The following is a 16,935-nucleotide window of genomic DNA, read 5'->3' as shown; positions in this document are numbered from 1 at the left end:
CCCCGCAACGTTTGGACTAGTCGAGCGAAATCGGGCCGAGCTCGTCCAGCAGGTCACCCGGACCCGGGTTTCCGGCCACCGACGAGCCACCCAGGTGGTTCACGACGCCCCACACAGCGTTCAAGCCCGTTGTCACTGCGCCCTCGGCCCAACCGGCTGTGAAGGAGACGTCATCGCCGGCCAGGAAGATACCGCGCTGGCCCTCAGGCAGTTTGTCCTGCTTGAAGTGCGTGAAGAGCCTCTGCTGGTACCGGTAGTGCCCGGGCAGGTTGGCCTTGAAAGCCCCCATGAAGTTGGGGTCCGCCTCCCAGGAGACCGTGATCGGCTGGCCCACGATGTGGCTGGCGATGTCCACGCCCGGGTAGATCTGCTCCAGCGAGTGCAGCATCAGCTTGACGCGCTCCTCCGCGGTGAGGGCCAGCCACTTCAAGGCGTCGTCATTCCAGGTGTAGGACAGGAGGATGACAGCGGGCTTGTCGGGGCCGTCGTCGAGCAAGTATGTTGCCCGGTTGAGGCGGTCGGTGAGGGTCATGGACAAGACCTCACGCCCGGTCTCGGGGTCGATGTCCTTCCAGAAGGGCCGGTCCACCATCACGAAGGTCTTGGACGACTGCATATAGTGCGAACGCTCGATCGCCGTCCACATCTCCGCGGGGAACAATGCTTCTTCGGTGTGGATGCGGGTGGAGAGCAGCCAGGACTGGCACGTGGTCACCACGGCCTGGTAGCTGGCTTCGCGCCCCCAGTTTTCCCGTACAACGAGGTCGCCGTTTTCAGAACGCCGGATGTTGTCCACGGCTCCGCGCGGCGAACCTGAGTGCAGCGATGCCAGCGAGGTGCCTTCCGGCCAGTGCTTAATGCCCGACGGCGCGTGGTTCCAGAGTGCCTCGGGGAGCCTTTGCGCTCCTCCCGCGATGGAGCGGTGCTGGTCATCCGCGTCGGTGTAAACGACACGCAGGATCTCCAGGATCGAGTTGGGGAAGTCCGTGTCCCAACCACCGGTGCCGAAACCCACTTGGCCGAATGCCTCGCGGTGGGCGAAGCCGGCCTCCTTGAAGGACTTGCTGGCCGCGATGAAGCCGTAGAAGGTCTGCTCATCCAGTTCGGGCAGGAGCGCGTTCCACAGCTCCTTGATCCGTTTGGTATCGCGTGCCTTGATGGCCTCCTGCATCTCCGCAAACGCAGCGCCGTCGTTGATGGCGGCCTTCCAGGCATCGGCAACCTCGCGGAAGAATTCGGGGAGCTCATCGGCCGTTGTGGCGTAGTGCTTCTTGCCAGCGAGTTCGATCACGGTGCTGGACGTTGCCGGTGCCATGGGGTTGGGGAAGTCGTTGGTGTCCAGGCCCAGCAGGTCCACGTAGTGGTAGAAGGCTTTGCCCGAAACCGGGAAGCGCATGCCGCCAAGGTCTGCCACCACGCCCGGGGCGGAGGGGAAGCTGGCGGTCCGGAGCCGGCCACCGATCTGGTCTGCCTCGTAGATGACCGGCTTGAGGCCGAGCTTCATGAGTTCGTAGGCGGTGACGAGCCCTGAGAGTCCGGCGCCGATGACGGCGACTTCGGTGCCGTACTGCTCCTTGGGGATGGAGCCCAGTCCGTCCGGGTGCGCCAGGTAATGGTCGTAGCTGAAGGGAAAGTCCGGGTTCAGCATGGTGATGGGGGCTCCCGTGGCACCTGGCGCGGGAGCTATCGCGTCGGCGGTGGGAAGTTCGGTGGCGATGGTCATGGGTTCGCTGCTTTCACAGGTTCCGGGCTCATGGCCCTGGTTGTCAGTTCACGGTAGTCCTGCTCGCTGAGCGCGGCTACCTTGGAGTTCCGGCGTCCATAGCCGAAGTAGACGGCGATGCCCACGAGCATCCAGATACCGAAGGTGATCCAGGTATCGGCGCCGAGGTTGAGCATCAGGTAGGCGCACATCAGGGCGCCAAGGATCGGCGTGATCGGGTACAGCGGGACGCGGAAGCTGCGCTCAAGGTCGGGTCGGTTGCGTCGCAGGTAGATCACGGCAACGTTGACCAAGGCGAAGGCAAACAGCGTGCCGATGCTGGTGGCGTCGGCCAGGGCACCCAGCGGCACCAAGCCTGCGGTGAGGGCGACGGCGGTGCCAATGATGAGCGTTCCCGCCACCGGCGTGCCGGTCCTGCGTGAGACGCGGCCGAAGATCTTAGGCACCATGCCGTCGCGGGACATGGACAGCAGGATGCGCGTCTGGCCATAAAGGACGGTCAATACGATGCTGGCGATGGCAAGCACGGCACCGATGGAGAAGACTAGGGCGATCCAGGGCTGGCCGGTGATCTCGTGCAGGATCTGGACAAGGGCCGCTTCGGTTCCATCGAACCATCCCCAGGGGCGGGCACCTATGGCGGCCACGGAGACCAGGACGTAGATGCTGGTAACGATCACCATGGAAAGCATGATGGCCCGGGGCAAGTCTCTCTTGGGGTTCCTGGCCTCTTCCCCAGCAGTGGAGGCGGCATCGAAGCCGATGTAGGAGAAGAAGACGCTCGATGCGGCGGCCGAAACACCTGCAGCGCCCATGGGCAGGAGGGGCTCGAAGTTGCCGGCATTGAAGGCCGTGAAGGCCACTGCGCAGAAGAAGACCAGAATGCCGATCTTGATGATGACGATCGCGGTGTTGATCCATGCACTCTCACGGGCGCCCCTGACCAGCAGGATCATGGCGAAGACCACGATCACGACGGCGGGCACGTTGACCATGCCGCCATCCCCCGGTGGTTGCGACAACGCATCCGGAAGGACCTGGCCGAACGCGGCCAGGGTCTCGTTGACGTATTGTCCGGCGCCAACAGCGACCGCTGCCACGGAGACGGCGTATTCGAGCACGAGGCACCAGCCACAAATCCATGCCATTCCCTCGCCCATGGTGGCGTAGGAGTAGGAGTAACTGGAGCCGGCTACGGGGACAAGCCCGGCCATTTCGGCGTAGGAGACGGCGGACAGGAGCGCTGCCAGGCCGGCTATGACGAAGGAGATCCAGATAGCCGGGCCGGCCAGCGGAACGGATTCGCCAAGAATCACCAGGATGCCGGTGCCAAGCGTGGCACCAACGCTGATCATGGTCAGTTGCAACACGCCGAAGCTGCGGACCAGCGGAGTGCCGCCCTCGCCGCTGCCGGACTCGCTGACCATTTGCCCAATGGGCTTACGACGCAGCAACTGGGCTCCGAGGCTCGGCCTCGCAGCGCCCACCGCCGCTGGATTTTCGGTGTTCACAGGCACAGTCACCCTTGACGTCCCTTCCAAGTAGTTTCGATTTCCCCTCCACAAGACTGGCATGTGAGCCACCTCTCACCACGGTGCAAAATGACCTATAGTGTTCAACCATGAGACGTAATGCACAGTATCAAGAGGCTGCCTCCGCAGTCCTCTCCGGACAGGTCACCGTTGACCTGTCCGCCATTTCGGACAACGTCAAGGCCCTGAAGCAGCGCACTGAAGCGCCGTTCTTCATGGCCGTGGTCAAGGGCAATGCCTACGGGCACGGCTTGGTGGAAGTTGCCAGAACGGCAGCGGAAGCGGGAGCTGATTGGCTGGGAACAGCCCAGCTCACCGAAGCCATTGCGCTGCGCAAAGCGGGTATCACCCTGCCCATTCTTTCGTGGCTTTATCTGGCATCCCAGACAAGCGCCACGATTCTTGAGGCGCTGGAAAACGACATCGATGTCTCCCTCGGGAGCGTCGGGCAACTGGAGGTCCTGGCAGGCATCGCGGCCCGCCTTGGCCGTCCCGCCGTCGTGCATCTGGAGCTGGACAGCGGCCTTAGCCGCGGCGGCGCGCGCAAGGAAGACTGGGCTGAACTCGTGGCGCAGGCACGGCAGGCCGAAATCGACGGAACCCTGCGCGTCCGCGGCCTCTGGACCCACCTGGCCTGGGCCGATGTTCCCGCGCATCCCGGAAACGCCACCGCCGTCGCCGAGTTCGAGGACGCTGTCCGCGAAGCCCGTGACGCCGGACTCACGCCCGAACTCAGGCACGTTTCCAGCTCTGCAAACATCCTTGACCGCCCCGAATTCCATTTCGACATGGTCCGCGCGGGCCTGGCGATTTACGGCCTGGCTCCCGCCGACCACTTGGACCCCGCCGACTTCGGACTCCGCCCCGCGCTCAGCGTCACGGCGCCGCTGGTAATGGTCAAGAAGGTCCCTGCAGGCACCGGCGTGAGCTACGAACACCAGGCCATCACCTACGAACCCAGGTACCTCGGCCTGATCCCCCTCGGTTATGCGGACGGTATCCCCAAGGGCATCAGCGGCCGTTCGGTTGTGAAGATCGCCGGCCGCAGCGTGCCGGTAATCGGCAAGGTCTGCATGGACCAGTTCATGGTGGACCTCGGACCGGACGCGTCCGGGATCGCCGTCGGAGACACCGCTGTGCTCTTTGGAGACCCCGCCACAGGGGCCGCGAGCGCCGACGACTGGGGCGCCGCGATCGGCAGCCACGGTGACGAAATCATCAACAGGATTGCGCCGCGCCTCCCGCGTGCCTACGCCAATACCGCTTACGAGTGCCCCGATTACCAGGAGCCGGCCGCCGCCGGGCAGGGCAATGTCGCCTGAGCCTGCCACCGCCCGCCTCAGTTTCGTCACGCTTGAACAGTTCGTTGAGCAGCTGCCGCCGGAGTTGACCATGATTCACGACGGCGGCAGCGGTGCCTCGCTGCTGCGGTGGGTGGAACCCAGTGAGCTTGAAGACCCCACCCCCTACCTTCCGGAGGGCGAGTTCCTCCTCACCGCCGGGCTGCCCTTCCTTGGGAAGGGCGGCTCGGCGGCCAAGGTTGATGCCTACGTCCGCCGGCTGGTGGAAGCGAAGGTTGCTGCACTGGGCTTCGGCATCAGGCCGTACTTCGACGCCGTCCCTGAGGCCTTGGTTGATGCCTGCCGGAAGCACAACCTCACCCTGTTCGAGGTCCCGGAATCGGTACCGTTCGCCGCGATCGGGCTGGAATTCTCGCAACTCCTGGAGACGGACAACGCCCGCGTTTTCCGGCAGCTGGCCGAGACGAACCGCCAACTCATGCGCGCGGTCCTCTCCCCCAGGCCGGAACACGAACTGTTGGCCGCCCTCGTCCAGCGGGTGCCGGTGTGGGCGCTGCTGGTGGGGGCGGACGGGCGGGTCAGGGCCCGCGGGCACAGTGCCGGCGGCAGCACCGGCGTCGAGCATTCCTTGCTGGCACCCATGCTGGAGCGGCTGTTGTCCGGCAGCGGTCCGCGCGTGGAGATGGACGGCTTCGAGCAGCCGGGATCTGCGCTGGTATTCGGCCATCCCCTCCGCAGCACCAAGGACGCGAATCTCGGGGCCCTGATCCTTGGCTCGGACACCCCCTTGTCTCCTGCGCAGAACAACGTGGTGCAGGCCGCCGTCGGCTTGCTGGAATTGCTGGTGCGGCAGCGGACCAGTGGCTCACTGGCTCCCAGCCAACTGGCCACCGCGGTGTTGCTGCACCCGGAATCGCTGGTTTCGGGCGGAACGAAGCACGTCAACGGGCTCAAGGACCTGTTGGCGCAAAGCCTGTCCTCCACGCGGTCTGCCCAAATGCGGGTCATCCAGGGAGTGCGCGTGGATGGGACGGCCGATGACGGCCCGGTTCGCGAAGCGCTCCAGTGGCGCCGGCTTTTCGATACCAAGCTGGTGGAGATCACCGAGTATGGCTTCGCGGCGATCACCCGCTTGAAGGTTGACGATTCGTTGCTGGCCGACGTCGAAAAGCTCGGCTGGCGCCTGGTTATTGGCGAGCCTACGGAACTTCATGGACTCTCGGCCGCCTATCAGCGCGCCAGTTCCCTGCGAAGCCGGGTGCTGTCCACCGGGTTGAGCGCCCGTGTGGATGAAGTGACGTGGTCCGTCACCGGCTTGTTGGGCCGGGAGGCTGGCACCATGCTCGCCGAACGACTACTGGCACCAGTGCTCGCACTGGAACCGGACCGCAGGGATCCGCTCTTGTCAGTGCTGCGCGGGTGGCTCAGCGAAAACGGCAGCTGGGACGGCTCCGCCAAGCTCCTGGGCCTGCACCGCAACAGCGTGCGGCGGCAAATCGGCGTGCTGGGCGAACTCCTGGACATGGACCTCAACCAGGCGCAGGTCCGGGCTGAACTATGGATTGCGCTGCAGTACGCGGATGAGTTGGTGGCGGTACCTGCGGACTAGCTCTGCCATTCCCGGTACAGTTCCGGCCTGCGCTCCCGCAGGTACGGGACTTCCTCGCGGGCAGCTTTGACCGTTTCAGTGCCAACCTCCGCGAACAGCAAAGCTGGGCCCTCCCCTGCTGCGGCGAGCAGCGAGCCATCAGGACCGGCCACGACGCTGCCGCCCAGGAAGTTGTACACGTCCTCGTGCCCTGAATGGTTGGCATAGGCCACGTTCAGCTGGCTCTCCAGGGCCCGGGCGCGGATGAGCACTTGCGGCACGTTGTCGAAACCACTGGACAGCGCGGTGGGCACCAGCAGGAGTTCGGCGCCGCGGGTGGCGGCAGCCCGCACGGCCTCCGGGAATTCGACGTCGTAGCAGATCAGCATCGACGTCCGGATTCCGCCGAAATCCACGACGGCGGGAGGTTCTTCGGCGGCGACGAACGCTTTGTGTTCCTCCGGACCGAAGAGGTGGACCTTGGCGTAGTTGAGGACTTCATGGCCCGTGGCGTCCAGCAAGGTAGCCGTGATGTGCCAGGCGCTAGCGGCGTGAGTGGGCCGCGCGGCGTCGTCGTCCGCGCCCTGCTGCGGTACCTTCGCGACTGCCGGGAGGCTGTAGACCAGTCCAATCCTGTGCTGCCGGGCGATACCGGCCAGGCGTTCACGAACTCCCGGCAGCGTGGCGGGGTCAAGTTCGGCATCCAGCCTGAGCGGTGCGTAGCCAACCGGAAACAGCTCGGGCGTGAGCAGCAGCCCGGCTCCTGCTTGTGCGGCGCGCCGGGCTGCGTCATCGATTGTGCGCAGGTTGGCGTCAACGTCCATCACGGAAGCATTGGCTTGCAGGACTGCGAGCAGCATCATTACCACCTTGTTTCTCCTGATCCCGGGCGTTCAGAGGCCGGGGACATCTTCTTGCTTCAAGCCTAGGCTCGGCCATCTTGCTTGTGGCGAGGCGATTGGACCCGCCAAGCCCGGATGCGGGACGCAATGCACGCAACTCCTGCCGTTGCGGGGCCCGCCCTGCGTGGAATTGGAGGGATTATCCCTGCATAACGGGCCTCGCAGGGGGTACTTAAGGGTAATCCTTGCGTTGGAGTATGTAAGCGATGCTTGACTCACTGTGTTCACTTCTTGACTACAACATGGCTTCTGGGGCAATCTTCTTGTCATGCCCGCTACGCAGCGCTCAACGAAGAGCCATCCAAGAAAACCCGGCTCGCAATCCGCGCTCCGCCACCTTAACCAGCAACGGATCATCGAGTGCTTGTTGAGCGGGCCGTCCACGCAGGCAGAGCTTTCCCGGCAGACCGGGCTCTCCACTGCCACGATTTCGAACATCGTCAAAATCATGCAGGACGCAGGGCTGGTGTCCACCGAACCAACCACGAGCTCCGGCCGCCGGGCAACCAACGTGAGGTTGAACAGCAACGGCGCTGTCGCCGTCGGAATCGACTTCGGCCGCCGCCACCTCCGGGTAGTCCTGGCGTCGCTGGGCTACCACGTGATTGCCGAGGACTACATTGAGTTGCCCTTGGGGCACCAGGCGGAAGAAGGCATCGCCGCCGCAGTCCGGCTGCTCGAAAAATTGCTCCGCGAGAACGGCATCGACCGGACAGCGGTGGTAGGTGCCGGGGCCGGCATTCCCGGCCCGATCGACCGCCGGTCCGGAACCGTCGCGCAGGGCGCCATCCTGCCCGAGTGGGTGGGGATCGACATCCTCCACCGGCTGGAAGAAGCCCTGAATTGCCCCGTCTTTGTTGACAACGACGCCAACCTCGGCGCCTTGTCGGAAGTGACCTGGGGACCCCACAGCGGAGTCTCCAACCTCATGTTCCTCAAGATCGGCTCAGGCATCGGCGCGGGCCTGATCCTGAACGGATTCCCGTACTACGGCAACGTTGGCATTACCGGTGAAATAGGCCATGCGACCATCCACGAGCACGGCCTCGTGTGCCGTTGCGGGAACAGGGGTTGCCTGGAAACGATAGCGTCCACCACCACCATGATCGAGTTGTTGGGCCGCGGTCAGGACACCCTGCTGACCCCGCAGGACATCGTGCGCAATTGCCTCGCCGGGGACTCCGCCACCCAGCGCGTAGTGGACGACGCCGGCCTGGCCGTCGGCCGGGCGCTGGGGAACGTTTCCAACCTGATCAACCCGGAAGTGATCGTTGTCGGTGGCCCATTGGCGGGCCTTGGCGACCTCCTCCTGGACCCCATCCGCAGGTGCCTGGTGCGGCATGCCGTGCCCGTGGTGGGCGAGACTACGCACCTGGCAATGTCCTCCCTCGGAGCCCGCGCGGAGGCCCTCGGGGCGGCCGCTTTGGTGTTCCAACACGCGGGTATTACCGGTAGGTAACGAAATCGTTAGCTGGATCATGCGTTCAAGTCTTGACGACAATATAGGTGATCCAGTTTACTTTTTCATCAGACAGCTCCGCCGTTTGCGGGGCCGACAACGAAGTCATGCATTGGAGGCGTAAGGGCTGATGACAACCCTCGACACGCAAGGCGAGCCCATCCTTTTGGAGATGCGCTCCATCACCAAGGAATTCCCCGGAGTGAAAGCCTTGTCGAACGTAAGCCTGCGCGTAATGGCCGGCGAGATCCACGCAATTTGTGGTGAGAACGGTGCAGGCAAATCCACCCTGATGAAGGTCCTGTCCGGGGTTTACCCCTACGGCAGCTACACCGGCGACATCGTGTACCAGGCCGAAACGCAGCAGTTCAAGGACATCCGCGCCAGCGAAGCGGCCGGCATCGTGATCATTCACCAGGAACTGGCGCTGATCCCGGAATTGTCCATCATGGAGAACATCTTCCTGGGAAACGAACCCACAAAGTGGGGCGTCATCGACTGGGCCGAAGCCCGGAAACGTTCCCTCGAACTCCTGGCGCGTGTGGGCCTCCGGGACGACCCTGACACCCCCATCAAGGAAATCGGCGTTGGCAAGCAGCAGCTGGTGGAGATCGCCAAGGCGCTGAACAAGTCCGTGAAGCTCCTGATCCTCGACGAGCCCACGGCAGCTTTGAACGAATCGGACTCCCAGCACCTGCTGGACCTGATCCTGGGCCTGAAGGGCCGCGGCATTACCTCGATCATCATTTCCCACAAGCTCAACGAGATCGAACAGATTGCGGACGAGATCACCATCATCCGTGACGGCAAGTCGATCGAAACGCTGAACGTGAAGCGCGATGGCGTGGACGAGGACCGCATCATCAAGGGCATGGTGGGCCGGACCCTCGAATCCCGCTTCCCGGACCACGAACCGAAGATCGGCGAGGTCTTCTTCGAGGTCAAGGACTGGACCGTCGGCCACCCGCAGATCCAGGACCGCCTGATCTGCAAGGGCTCGAACTTCTTTGTGCGTCGTGGCGAAATCGTCGGGTTCGCGGGCCTCATGGGCGCTGGCCGGACGGAACTGGCACGGTCGGTATTCGGCCATTCCTACGGCCGGTTCATCAAGGGCCAGATCTACAAGGACGGCAAGCCGATCCAGATCCGCAGCGTCCGCGCCGCGATCGACGCCGGCCTGGGCTACGTGACCGAGGACCGGAAATCGCTCGGGCTGAACCTGCTGGACGACATCAAGACGACCACCGTTGCGGCCAACCTTCGCGCCATCAGCAACTACTCAGTGGTGGATGACCGCAAGGAGTTCAGCGTCGCGGAGGAATACCGTAAGTCGCTTCGGACCAAGACCCCATCGGTTGAAGAGGGCGTAGCCAAGCTCTCCGGCGGCAACCAGCAGAAGGTAGTGCTGGCCAAGTGGATGTTCACCGATCCGGACCTGCTCATCCTGGACGAACCCACACGTGGCATTGACGTCGGCGCCAAATATGAGATCTACGGCATCATCCAAAGGCTGGCGAACCAAGGCAAGGGAGTGATCGTCATTTCCTCGGAGCTTCCAGAACTCCTGGGCCTGTCCGACCGCATCTACACCATCTTCGAAGGCGCCATCACCGGCGTCCTGAACAAGAACGAAGCGAGCCAGGAAAGCCTCATGAAGCTGATGACTTCCTCCCGCAAAGCAGCTTGACCCTTTGGCCCAGCCCCGCCCCTTCCTGACACAAGGACCAAAACAATGAATGCGCTCAAGAAGCTATTTGGTGGCAATACCCGCCAGTTCGGCATGATCTTCGCCCTGGTGGCACTTATCGTCTTCTTCCAGATCTTCACGGACGGCCGCACGCTGACGCCCGGCAACGTGATCAACCTGTTCAACGGCAACTCCTACATCCTCATCCTGGCCATCGGCATGGTCCTGGTCATCATCGCCGGCCACATCGACCTCTCCGTTGGTTCCGTGGCCGCATTCGTGGGCGTGTTCGTGGCCCTCGCCATGCGTGACTGGGGGCTCCCCTGGTGGGCGGGCGTGCTTTTCGGCCTGCTCCTTGGTGCCGTGATCGGTGCCTGGCAAGGGTTCTGGGTGGCGTACGTGGGCATCCCCGCGTTCATCGTGACACTGGCCGGCATGCTCCTGTTCCGCGGTTTCAACCAGTTCGTCGGCAAGTCGAACACCATCCCTGTCTCCAAGGATTTCCAGTTCCTGGGCTCCGGCTACCTGCCTGAAATCGGACCGAACACCGGCTTCAACAACCTGACACTGCTCCTGGGCATCCTTGCCGCCGCCTTCGTCGTCATCATGTCTCTGCGTGCCCGCGCCACCAACAAGGCACTGGGCGCAGACGTCCCCGAACTCTGGGTAGAGGTCACCAAGCTGGTACTGATCTGCGGCGCCATCCTCTACGCCACGTACCTGTTCGCTACGGGTCGCCCCGGAACGTCCTTCCCCATCCCCGGCCTGATCCTCGCGGTCCTGGTCCTCATCTACGGTTTCATCGCTGACAAGACCGTCCTCGGCCGCCACGTCTACGCCGTGGGTGGCAACCGCCACGCAGCCGAGCTGTCCGGTGTCCAGTCCAAGAAGGTCAACTTCATGGTCATGATGAACATGTCCGTGCTGGCAGGCCTTGCGGGCATGATCTTCGTTGGCCGCTCCACGGCCTCGGGCCCGTTCGATGGTGTCGGCTGGGAACTTGACGCCATCGCCGCAGTGTTCATCGGCGGCGCTGCCGTTACCGGTGGTGTTGGTACCGTGATCGGTTCGATCGTCGGTGGCCTGGTCATGGCTGTCCTCAACAACGGCCTCCAGCTCCTGGGCGTTGGCGCGGACCTTACCCAGATCATCAAGGGCCTGGTGCTCCTGGCAGCTGTTGCCTTCGATGTCTACAACAAGTCCCAGGGCAAGCGCTCCATCACGGGGTTGCTGCTGAAGAACTTCCAGCGCAACAACAACGAGCTCAAGCCCGACGAAGCCACTTCCACCAAAGAGGTCATTTCCCGGGAAGCCTGAGCGGCTTCCACCCCAAACTTCTCCACCCAGAAGACTCGCTCCACCCCACCCACACAGAAAGTGAACCAAGATATGCGAATGTTTGGTAAAGCAGGAAAGGCAGCAGCAGTCGCTGCCATCGCGGCACTGGCGCTGACAGCCTGCGGCCGCACAGACAGCGGCTCAAGCAGCAGCAGCACAGGAGGCGGGGAAGCATTCCCCAAGGACTCGCTGATCGGCGTCGCACTTCCTCAGAAGACCAGTGAGAACTGGGTCCTCGCGGAGAAGCTGTTCAACGACGGCCTCACCGGCGCCGGCTTCAAGGCAGACGTCCAGTTCGCCAACGGCGGCGTGTCCGAGCAGCAGAACCAGATCAGCGCCATGGTCACCAAGGGTGCCAAGGTCATCATTGTGGGAGCCATCGACGGCGCCCAGCTGGGTACGCAGCTCCAGCAGGCCAAGGACTCGGGCGCTACGGTCATCGCCTACGACCGTCTCCTCCTGAACACGGACAACGTGGACTACTACGTGGCGTACGACAACTTCAAGGTTGGTGTCCTGCAGGGCCAGGCGCTTCTGGACGGACTGAAGGCCAAGAAGCCTTCCGGTCCTTACAACATCGAGCTCTTCGCCGGTTCCCCGGATGATGCCAACGCCAAGGTCTTCTTCGACGGCGCCATGAGCGTCCTGAAGCCGAAGATCGACGACGGCACCCTCAAGGTACTCTCCGGCCAGACCTCGTTCGAGCAGGCTGTTACCCAGGGTTGGAAGGCTGAAAACGCCCAGCGTCGTGCTGATACGCTGCTCACCGGCAGCTACGGCACCGCTTCGCTGGACGGCGTCCTGTCCCCCAACGACACCCTTGCCCGTGCGGTTCTGACGTCCGTCAAGGCTGCCGGCAAGCCGCTCCCCGTTGTGACAGGCCAGGACTCCGAGGTTGAGTCCGTCAAGTCGATCATGGCTGGCGAGCAGTACTCCACCATCAACAAGGACACCCGCAAGCTCGTTGAGCACGCCATCACCATGGTGAAGGACCTCCAGGCAGGCAAGCAGCTGGAAATCAACGACAAGGACTCCTACAACAACGGCGTCAAGACCGTCCCGGCCTTCCTCCTGCCGCCACAGATCGTGACCATGGAGAACGTCAAGACCGCCTACGTCGACGATCCGGTACTCGGCCCGATCACCAAGTAACACTTCTTTAAGCACGACAGCAAGCCCCGGTCCGCCAACAGGCGGGCCGGGGCTTTTTGCCGTGTTCAGGGTTTCACAGCCCACGCATAGCTTCGACTGGCGTGCCACACAGCAGCGCTTAGCAAGGTTGGACCTGCAGCCCGCGGTTCCGCGGGCACAAAACTGCAGGTCCAGAGGAGAAACGTGAGCGTCCTTGCCCGAAGCGTAGGCAATGCCTTCCGCAACAAAATCAGAACAGCGGCGGTGGTCGCAGTTCTTGCCGTAGCAATCGGACTGGCCCTGTCCATGCTGGTAGCCAACCAGGCCGTAGGGTCCAAGGTGCAGGAGCTCAACGCTTCGGTGGGCACCACCCTCACGGTAAACCCGGCCGGTGGACAGGGCTTCGAAGGCGGCGGTGAACCACTCACGACGACGGAAGCCCAGACAGCGGCTTCGGTAGCCAATGTTACGTCCGTAGTCGGAACGAAGGCCCTGCGCCTGCAGACGGCAACAACGGGAACCACCAGCACCACTGGCACTACGGGCACCACCCAGCAGACGGGGCAAGGCGGGGGCTTCGGTCCTGGCGGCCAGCAGGCATCGGTCAGCACCAATCTGACGGCCGCCATTGATGCGGGCACGCTGGGCAACCGCAACAACTCCAGCGGAACCACGGGTACCAGCGGAACCACGGGTACCAACGGGACAACTACCCAGCCCGCTCGTGCCCTTCCCATCACGGCAACGGGCATCGGAGCGGAGGTGGACAGCACGGGCAAGGCGCTGAACATCACCAGCGGCACCGGCCTGGGCGACTACACCACCGCCGGTGACAAGGCCCTGGTAGGCACATCATTGGCCACCAAGAACAACCTGAGCGTGGGATCAACCTTCACCATCCAGGACAAGACCTTCACAGTGGCAGGCATCTTCGACGCCGGAACCGCGTTCGGCAACAACGCCGTCTACGTGACGCTCCCCGAAGCCCAAACCCTGGCCGCGACACCGGACGAACTGTCCACCATGATCGTCACCGTCAACAGCATGGAGAATGTGGACAGCACCAAAACCGCTGTCCAGAACGCCCTCGGCGCGGACAAAGCGGACGTCACACAGGGCCAGCGCAACCTCGAAACCGCGGTCAGCTCACTGGACAGCGTCAAGAACATCTCACTGGTCGCGTTCATCGCGGCCCTCGCCACGGCGGGGATCATCATCCTGCTGATCATGGTCATGCTGGTCCGCGAGCGGCGTCGTGAAATCGGCGTGCTCAAGGCCATCGGCGCCCCCAACCGCACCATTGGGCTGCAGTTTGTTCTTGAGTCCCTGGTCCTGGTCGCCATGGGCAGCGTGGTGGGCGCAGTGATCGCTTCGTTCGCCAGCGGCGGCATCGCCTCCGCGCTGATCAGCTCGAACACCAGCACGACGGCGGCCACCACCACCCAGCGCGGCGGCGGCCTTGCCGGGGCCGTGCCCAACGGCGCCGTCCCCGGAGGCGGCGGCTTCGGCGGAGGCGGGCAGGGAGGACCTTTTGGTGGGGCCTCGCAATTGCTCACCTCCGTCACGGCCAGCGTCTCCCCCGGCGTCCTCGCAGCAGGCATCGCAGCTGTGTTCGCCGTCGCCATTATCGGCGCGCTGGTTCCGGCGCTGCTGACAGCCCGTATCCGTCCCATCGAAGTACTCCGAGGAGAATAGCCGTGATTGAAGTCAAGGACCTGGTCCGCCAATTCAAGTCCGGTGACCGGACCATCAAGCCCGTCAACGGTGTGAGCTTCGAACTGGAAAAGGGCTCGTTGTCCTCCATCGTGGGCAAGAGCGGCAGCGGCAAGAGCACACTGTTGTCCCTCCTGGGTGCGCTGGACAAGCCCACCTCCGGGGACGTCGTCGTGGACGGCGTCAGCCTGGCGGGCCTTCCGGATGGCAAGCTGACCGAGTACCGTCGCCGGGATATCGGCTTCGTGTTCCAGCAGTTCAACCTGATCCCCAACCTCAGCGCCGTGGACAATGTCATGCTGCCCATGGAGTTCGCCGGTATCCGCAAGGCGGCCAGGCTGAAGCGCGCCAAGGAGCTGCTGGAGCAGGTGCAGCTGGATCCAGAGAAGCACCCGCGCCGGACCAACCGGCTCTCAGGTGGAGAGCAGCAGCGTGTGGCGATTGCGCGGGCTCTGGCCAACGAGCCCAAGTTGATCCTGGCTGATGAGCCCACCGGAAACCTGGATGAACAGACCGGCGAGCACATCATCGAACTCCTGAGTTCGCTGAGCCGCGACCACAACACCACCATCCTGGTGGTCACGCATGATCGCAGCCTGGCGCAGAAAACCGAACGCTGCTTCCGTCTTCAGCAGGGCCGGCTCACCGAGGAGGTCAGAAGCGGATCGCGTCGATAACCTTGACGCGCACCGCCACGAGCGCCGGGATGGCTCCGGCGAGTGCGCCCACAAGGACCGCCGCACCGAAACCCAGCAGCGCGGCGTCGATGGGAAAGGGCGGATACTCCGTCAGTCCCGGGGCTACCTTTGATTCGATCCACGGGTTTTTCACCACGGCCACGGCCAGCATGACTCCTGCCAGGCCGGCAACAGCAGTGGCCACCACGGATTCCATCATGACCCCCACGAAGATGCGGCCTGAGGTAGCGCCGAAGCTGCGGCGAATACCGATTTCACGGACACGGTAGCGCACCGTGACCATGGAAATGTTGAGCATTCCCACCGCACCGAGCAAGAGCACCAGCCCGGCTACGCCGCCAATGATCCACTGGGCCGGTCCCAGGGGATCACCGTGGGCGGCGTAGTCGAGGCGCTGGGCTTGGGCGTAGTATCCCGGGAATTGGCCCTGCAGGTCTGCCGAGATGGCCGCGGTCAGTGCGCCCGCCTGCTCCTCCCCCACCCACAGCTTGAACTCGGACATGTCGGGTTTCATACCGGTCATGGCTGCCCCTTTGGTGAGGATGAACGCAGCGGGCGGGGTGCCCGGCCAGGTGTCCGGAACGACGCCGATAATCACCGCCGTTGCCGGCTGGTCCCCTGGGATGCTGACCGTGGGATTGGTAGCCAGGTTGGGCCTGCCGGCTTGGTTGTAGAAGCCCTCAGAGACGACGACGGCGGGTGCGAGCCTTTGGTCGTCGTCGGCGGCGAACCAGGTTCCTTGGGTGAGCGGCACGCGGTGGATGATGCCGTAGCCAATGTCCACGATGGTCATGTTCACGGCTGTCACGCCGCGGGGAAACTGGAATCCCGCCTGGGTGCGACCCACATGGGTAGAGGTTGTGATGCCGTAGCGCTGCTGGATTCCTTCGTAGGCCTTCTCCAGTTTTTCGGCATCCGGAGTGGACGGTCCGTTGACGCTCAGGGTCAGGGTTGCCACCCGCCCACCGTCGCGTTCGGACTGCGCTTTGATCCCTTCGCGGACCAGGCTGCCAAGGCCCACCACGGATGTCAGCGCGGCCACCGACAGGGCGACCCCGAGGAGGGCCAAAAGGATACGCACTTTGTTGATGCGGAGTTCCTGCCACGCTTCGACCAGCGAGGACACAAAGCCGGTCATGCGTGGGCTCCCGCTTCTGCCAGCGCCATGGGGCTGAGCACACCGGAATCGAGGCGGTAGCAGGCTCTGGCCAAGGCTGCCACGTTAGTGTCGTGCGTGATGGTTACCAACGCGGCGGCCGTTTCGGTGGCGACGGTGTCCAGGAGGGCCATGACTGCCTGGCCGGTTTCGACATCCAGGGCACCGGTTGGCTCGTCGGCCAGGATGAGCCTGGGCCGGCGAACCAGCGCACGTGCGATGGCAACGCGTTGTTGTTCGCCGCCTGAGAGCATATTGGGCATGGTGTTCGCGCGGGCGGACAGCCCAACACGGTCCAGCATGTCCATGGCGATCTCGCGGCGACGCCAAAACTCCCTGCCCTTGGCATAGAACAGCGGAGTAATGACGTTGTCCAGCGCGCTGCGCCCTGGCAGCAGGTTGAATTGCTGGAACACGAAGCCCACAGTGGACCCCCGAAGCCTTGCCCGGGCATTGCTGCTGAGCCGCTGCGCGGGCTGCCCCATGAATTCGAGTTCCCCCGACGTCGGGACGTCCAGCAGGCCGAGCAAGTTGAGCAACGTCGACTTACCGCAACCGGAGCGTCCCACGATGGCCGTATGGTCACCGCTGAGCACCTCAAGGTCGACGCCGCGCAGGATGTGCAGTTGCTGGTCGTCCGGCAGGGTCACGGACCGGGTCACCTCGCGGAGGCTGACCAGGGTTTCTTTGGCAATGGTGGCGTCCAT

General features: G+C 63.7%; 13 protein-coding genes. 8 read left to right on the top strand and 5 right to left on the bottom strand.

Going from position 1 to position 16,935, the window contains the following annotated elements; translation table 11 throughout:
- Positions 1-16: 16 nt before the first annotated feature.
- Together PJL15_RS11885 and PJL15_RS11880 are read right to left on the bottom strand one after the other, a co-directional pair.
- Complete coding sequence (locus tag PJL15_RS11885) at positions 17-1,723, bottom strand: flavin monoamine oxidase family protein (RefSeq protein ID WP_281451353.1); 1,707 nt, start codon at positions 1,721-1,723, stop codon at positions 17-19.
- A complete protein-coding gene (locus tag PJL15_RS11880) occupies positions 1,720-3,234 on the bottom strand; it encodes an amino acid permease (protein WP_281451352.1) in 1,515 nt (504 codons plus the stop codon). The genes PJL15_RS11885 and PJL15_RS11880 overlap by 4 nt, the downstream gene beginning before the upstream one ends.
- A gap of 110 nt (positions 3,235-3,344) precedes the next feature.
- Here PJL15_RS11880 and alr point away from each other — a divergent pair, with 110 nt between their 5' ends.
- The gene (alr, locus tag PJL15_RS11875; protein WP_281451351.1) at positions 3,345-4,577 is read left to right on the top strand and encodes an alanine racemase; all 1,233 of its coding nucleotides are present in this window, start codon (positions 3,345-3,347) and stop codon (positions 4,575-4,577) included.
- A complete protein-coding gene (locus PJL15_RS11870) occupies positions 4,567-6,165 on the top strand; it encodes a PucR family transcriptional regulator (protein ID WP_281451350.1) in 1,599 nt (532 codons plus the stop codon). The genes alr and PJL15_RS11870 overlap by 11 nt, the downstream gene beginning before the upstream one ends.
- Here the strand turns inward: PJL15_RS11870 and PJL15_RS11865 are convergent.
- On the bottom strand, positions 6,162-7,007 hold the full coding sequence (locus PJL15_RS11865) for a carbon-nitrogen hydrolase family protein (RefSeq protein WP_281451349.1): 846 nt from the start codon (positions 7,005-7,007) through the stop codon (positions 6,162-6,164). The two genes, PJL15_RS11870 and PJL15_RS11865, sit on opposite strands and share 4 nt — an antisense overlap.
- 307 nt (positions 7,008-7,314) lie before the next feature.
- Here PJL15_RS11865 and PJL15_RS11860 point away from each other — a divergent pair, with 307 nt between their 5' ends.
- The 6 genes from PJL15_RS11860 to PJL15_RS11835 all read left to right on the top strand — a co-directional run bounded on the left by PJL15_RS11860 (position 7,315) and on the right by PJL15_RS11835 (position 15,051).
- A complete protein-coding gene (locus tag PJL15_RS11860) occupies positions 7,315-8,505 on the top strand; it encodes an ROK family transcriptional regulator (protein WP_281451348.1) in 1,191 nt (396 codons plus the stop codon).
- Positions 8,506-8,635: 130 nt separating this feature from the next.
- The gene (gene mmsA, locus PJL15_RS11855) at positions 8,636-10,192 is read left to right on the top strand and encodes a multiple monosaccharide ABC transporter ATP-binding protein (RefSeq protein ID WP_281451347.1); all 1,557 of its coding nucleotides are present in this window, start codon (positions 8,636-8,638) and stop codon (positions 10,190-10,192) included.
- 45 nt (positions 10,193-10,237) lie between these two features.
- Entirely contained in the window at positions 10,238-11,509 is a 1,272-nt protein-coding gene (mmsB, locus tag PJL15_RS11850; RefSeq protein ID WP_281451346.1) for a multiple monosaccharide ABC transporter permease, read from the top strand.
- A 72-nt stretch (positions 11,510-11,581) separates the two neighbouring features.
- Positions 11,582-12,682 (top strand): substrate-binding domain-containing protein, encoded by a 1,101-nt coding sequence (locus PJL15_RS11845; protein WP_281451345.1) that lies wholly within the window; start codon positions 11,582-11,584, stop codon positions 12,680-12,682.
- A 183-nt stretch (positions 12,683-12,865) separates the two neighbouring features.
- Entirely contained in the window at positions 12,866-14,356 is a 1,491-nt protein-coding gene (locus tag PJL15_RS11840) for an ABC transporter permease (protein ID WP_281451344.1), read from the top strand.
- A gap of 2 nt (positions 14,357-14,358) precedes the next feature.
- A complete protein-coding gene (locus PJL15_RS11835) occupies positions 14,359-15,051 on the top strand; it encodes an ABC transporter ATP-binding protein (protein WP_281451343.1) in 693 nt (230 codons plus the stop codon).
- Here the strand turns inward: PJL15_RS11835 and PJL15_RS11830 are convergent.
- Together PJL15_RS11830 and PJL15_RS11825 are read right to left on the bottom strand one after the other, a co-directional pair.
- Positions 15,029-16,210 carry an ABC transporter permease gene (locus PJL15_RS11830; protein ID WP_281451342.1) on the bottom strand — a complete coding sequence of 394 codons (1,182 nt, stop codon included), beginning with the start codon at positions 16,208-16,210 and terminating at the stop codon, positions 15,029-15,031. The two genes, PJL15_RS11835 and PJL15_RS11830, sit on opposite strands and share 23 nt — an antisense overlap.
- On the bottom strand, positions 16,207-16,935 hold the full coding sequence (locus tag PJL15_RS11825) for an ABC transporter ATP-binding protein (protein WP_281451341.1): 729 nt from the start codon (positions 16,933-16,935) through the stop codon (positions 16,207-16,209). The genes PJL15_RS11830 and PJL15_RS11825 overlap by 4 nt, the downstream gene beginning before the upstream one ends.

The sequence above is a fragment of the Paenarthrobacter nitroguajacolicus genome (genome assembly GCF_029952445.1).
GTDB lineage: Bacteria > Actinomycetota > Actinomycetes > Actinomycetales > Micrococcaceae > Arthrobacter > Arthrobacter nitroguajacolicus_B.
This window is presented reverse-complemented; position numbering and strand designations above follow the sequence as displayed.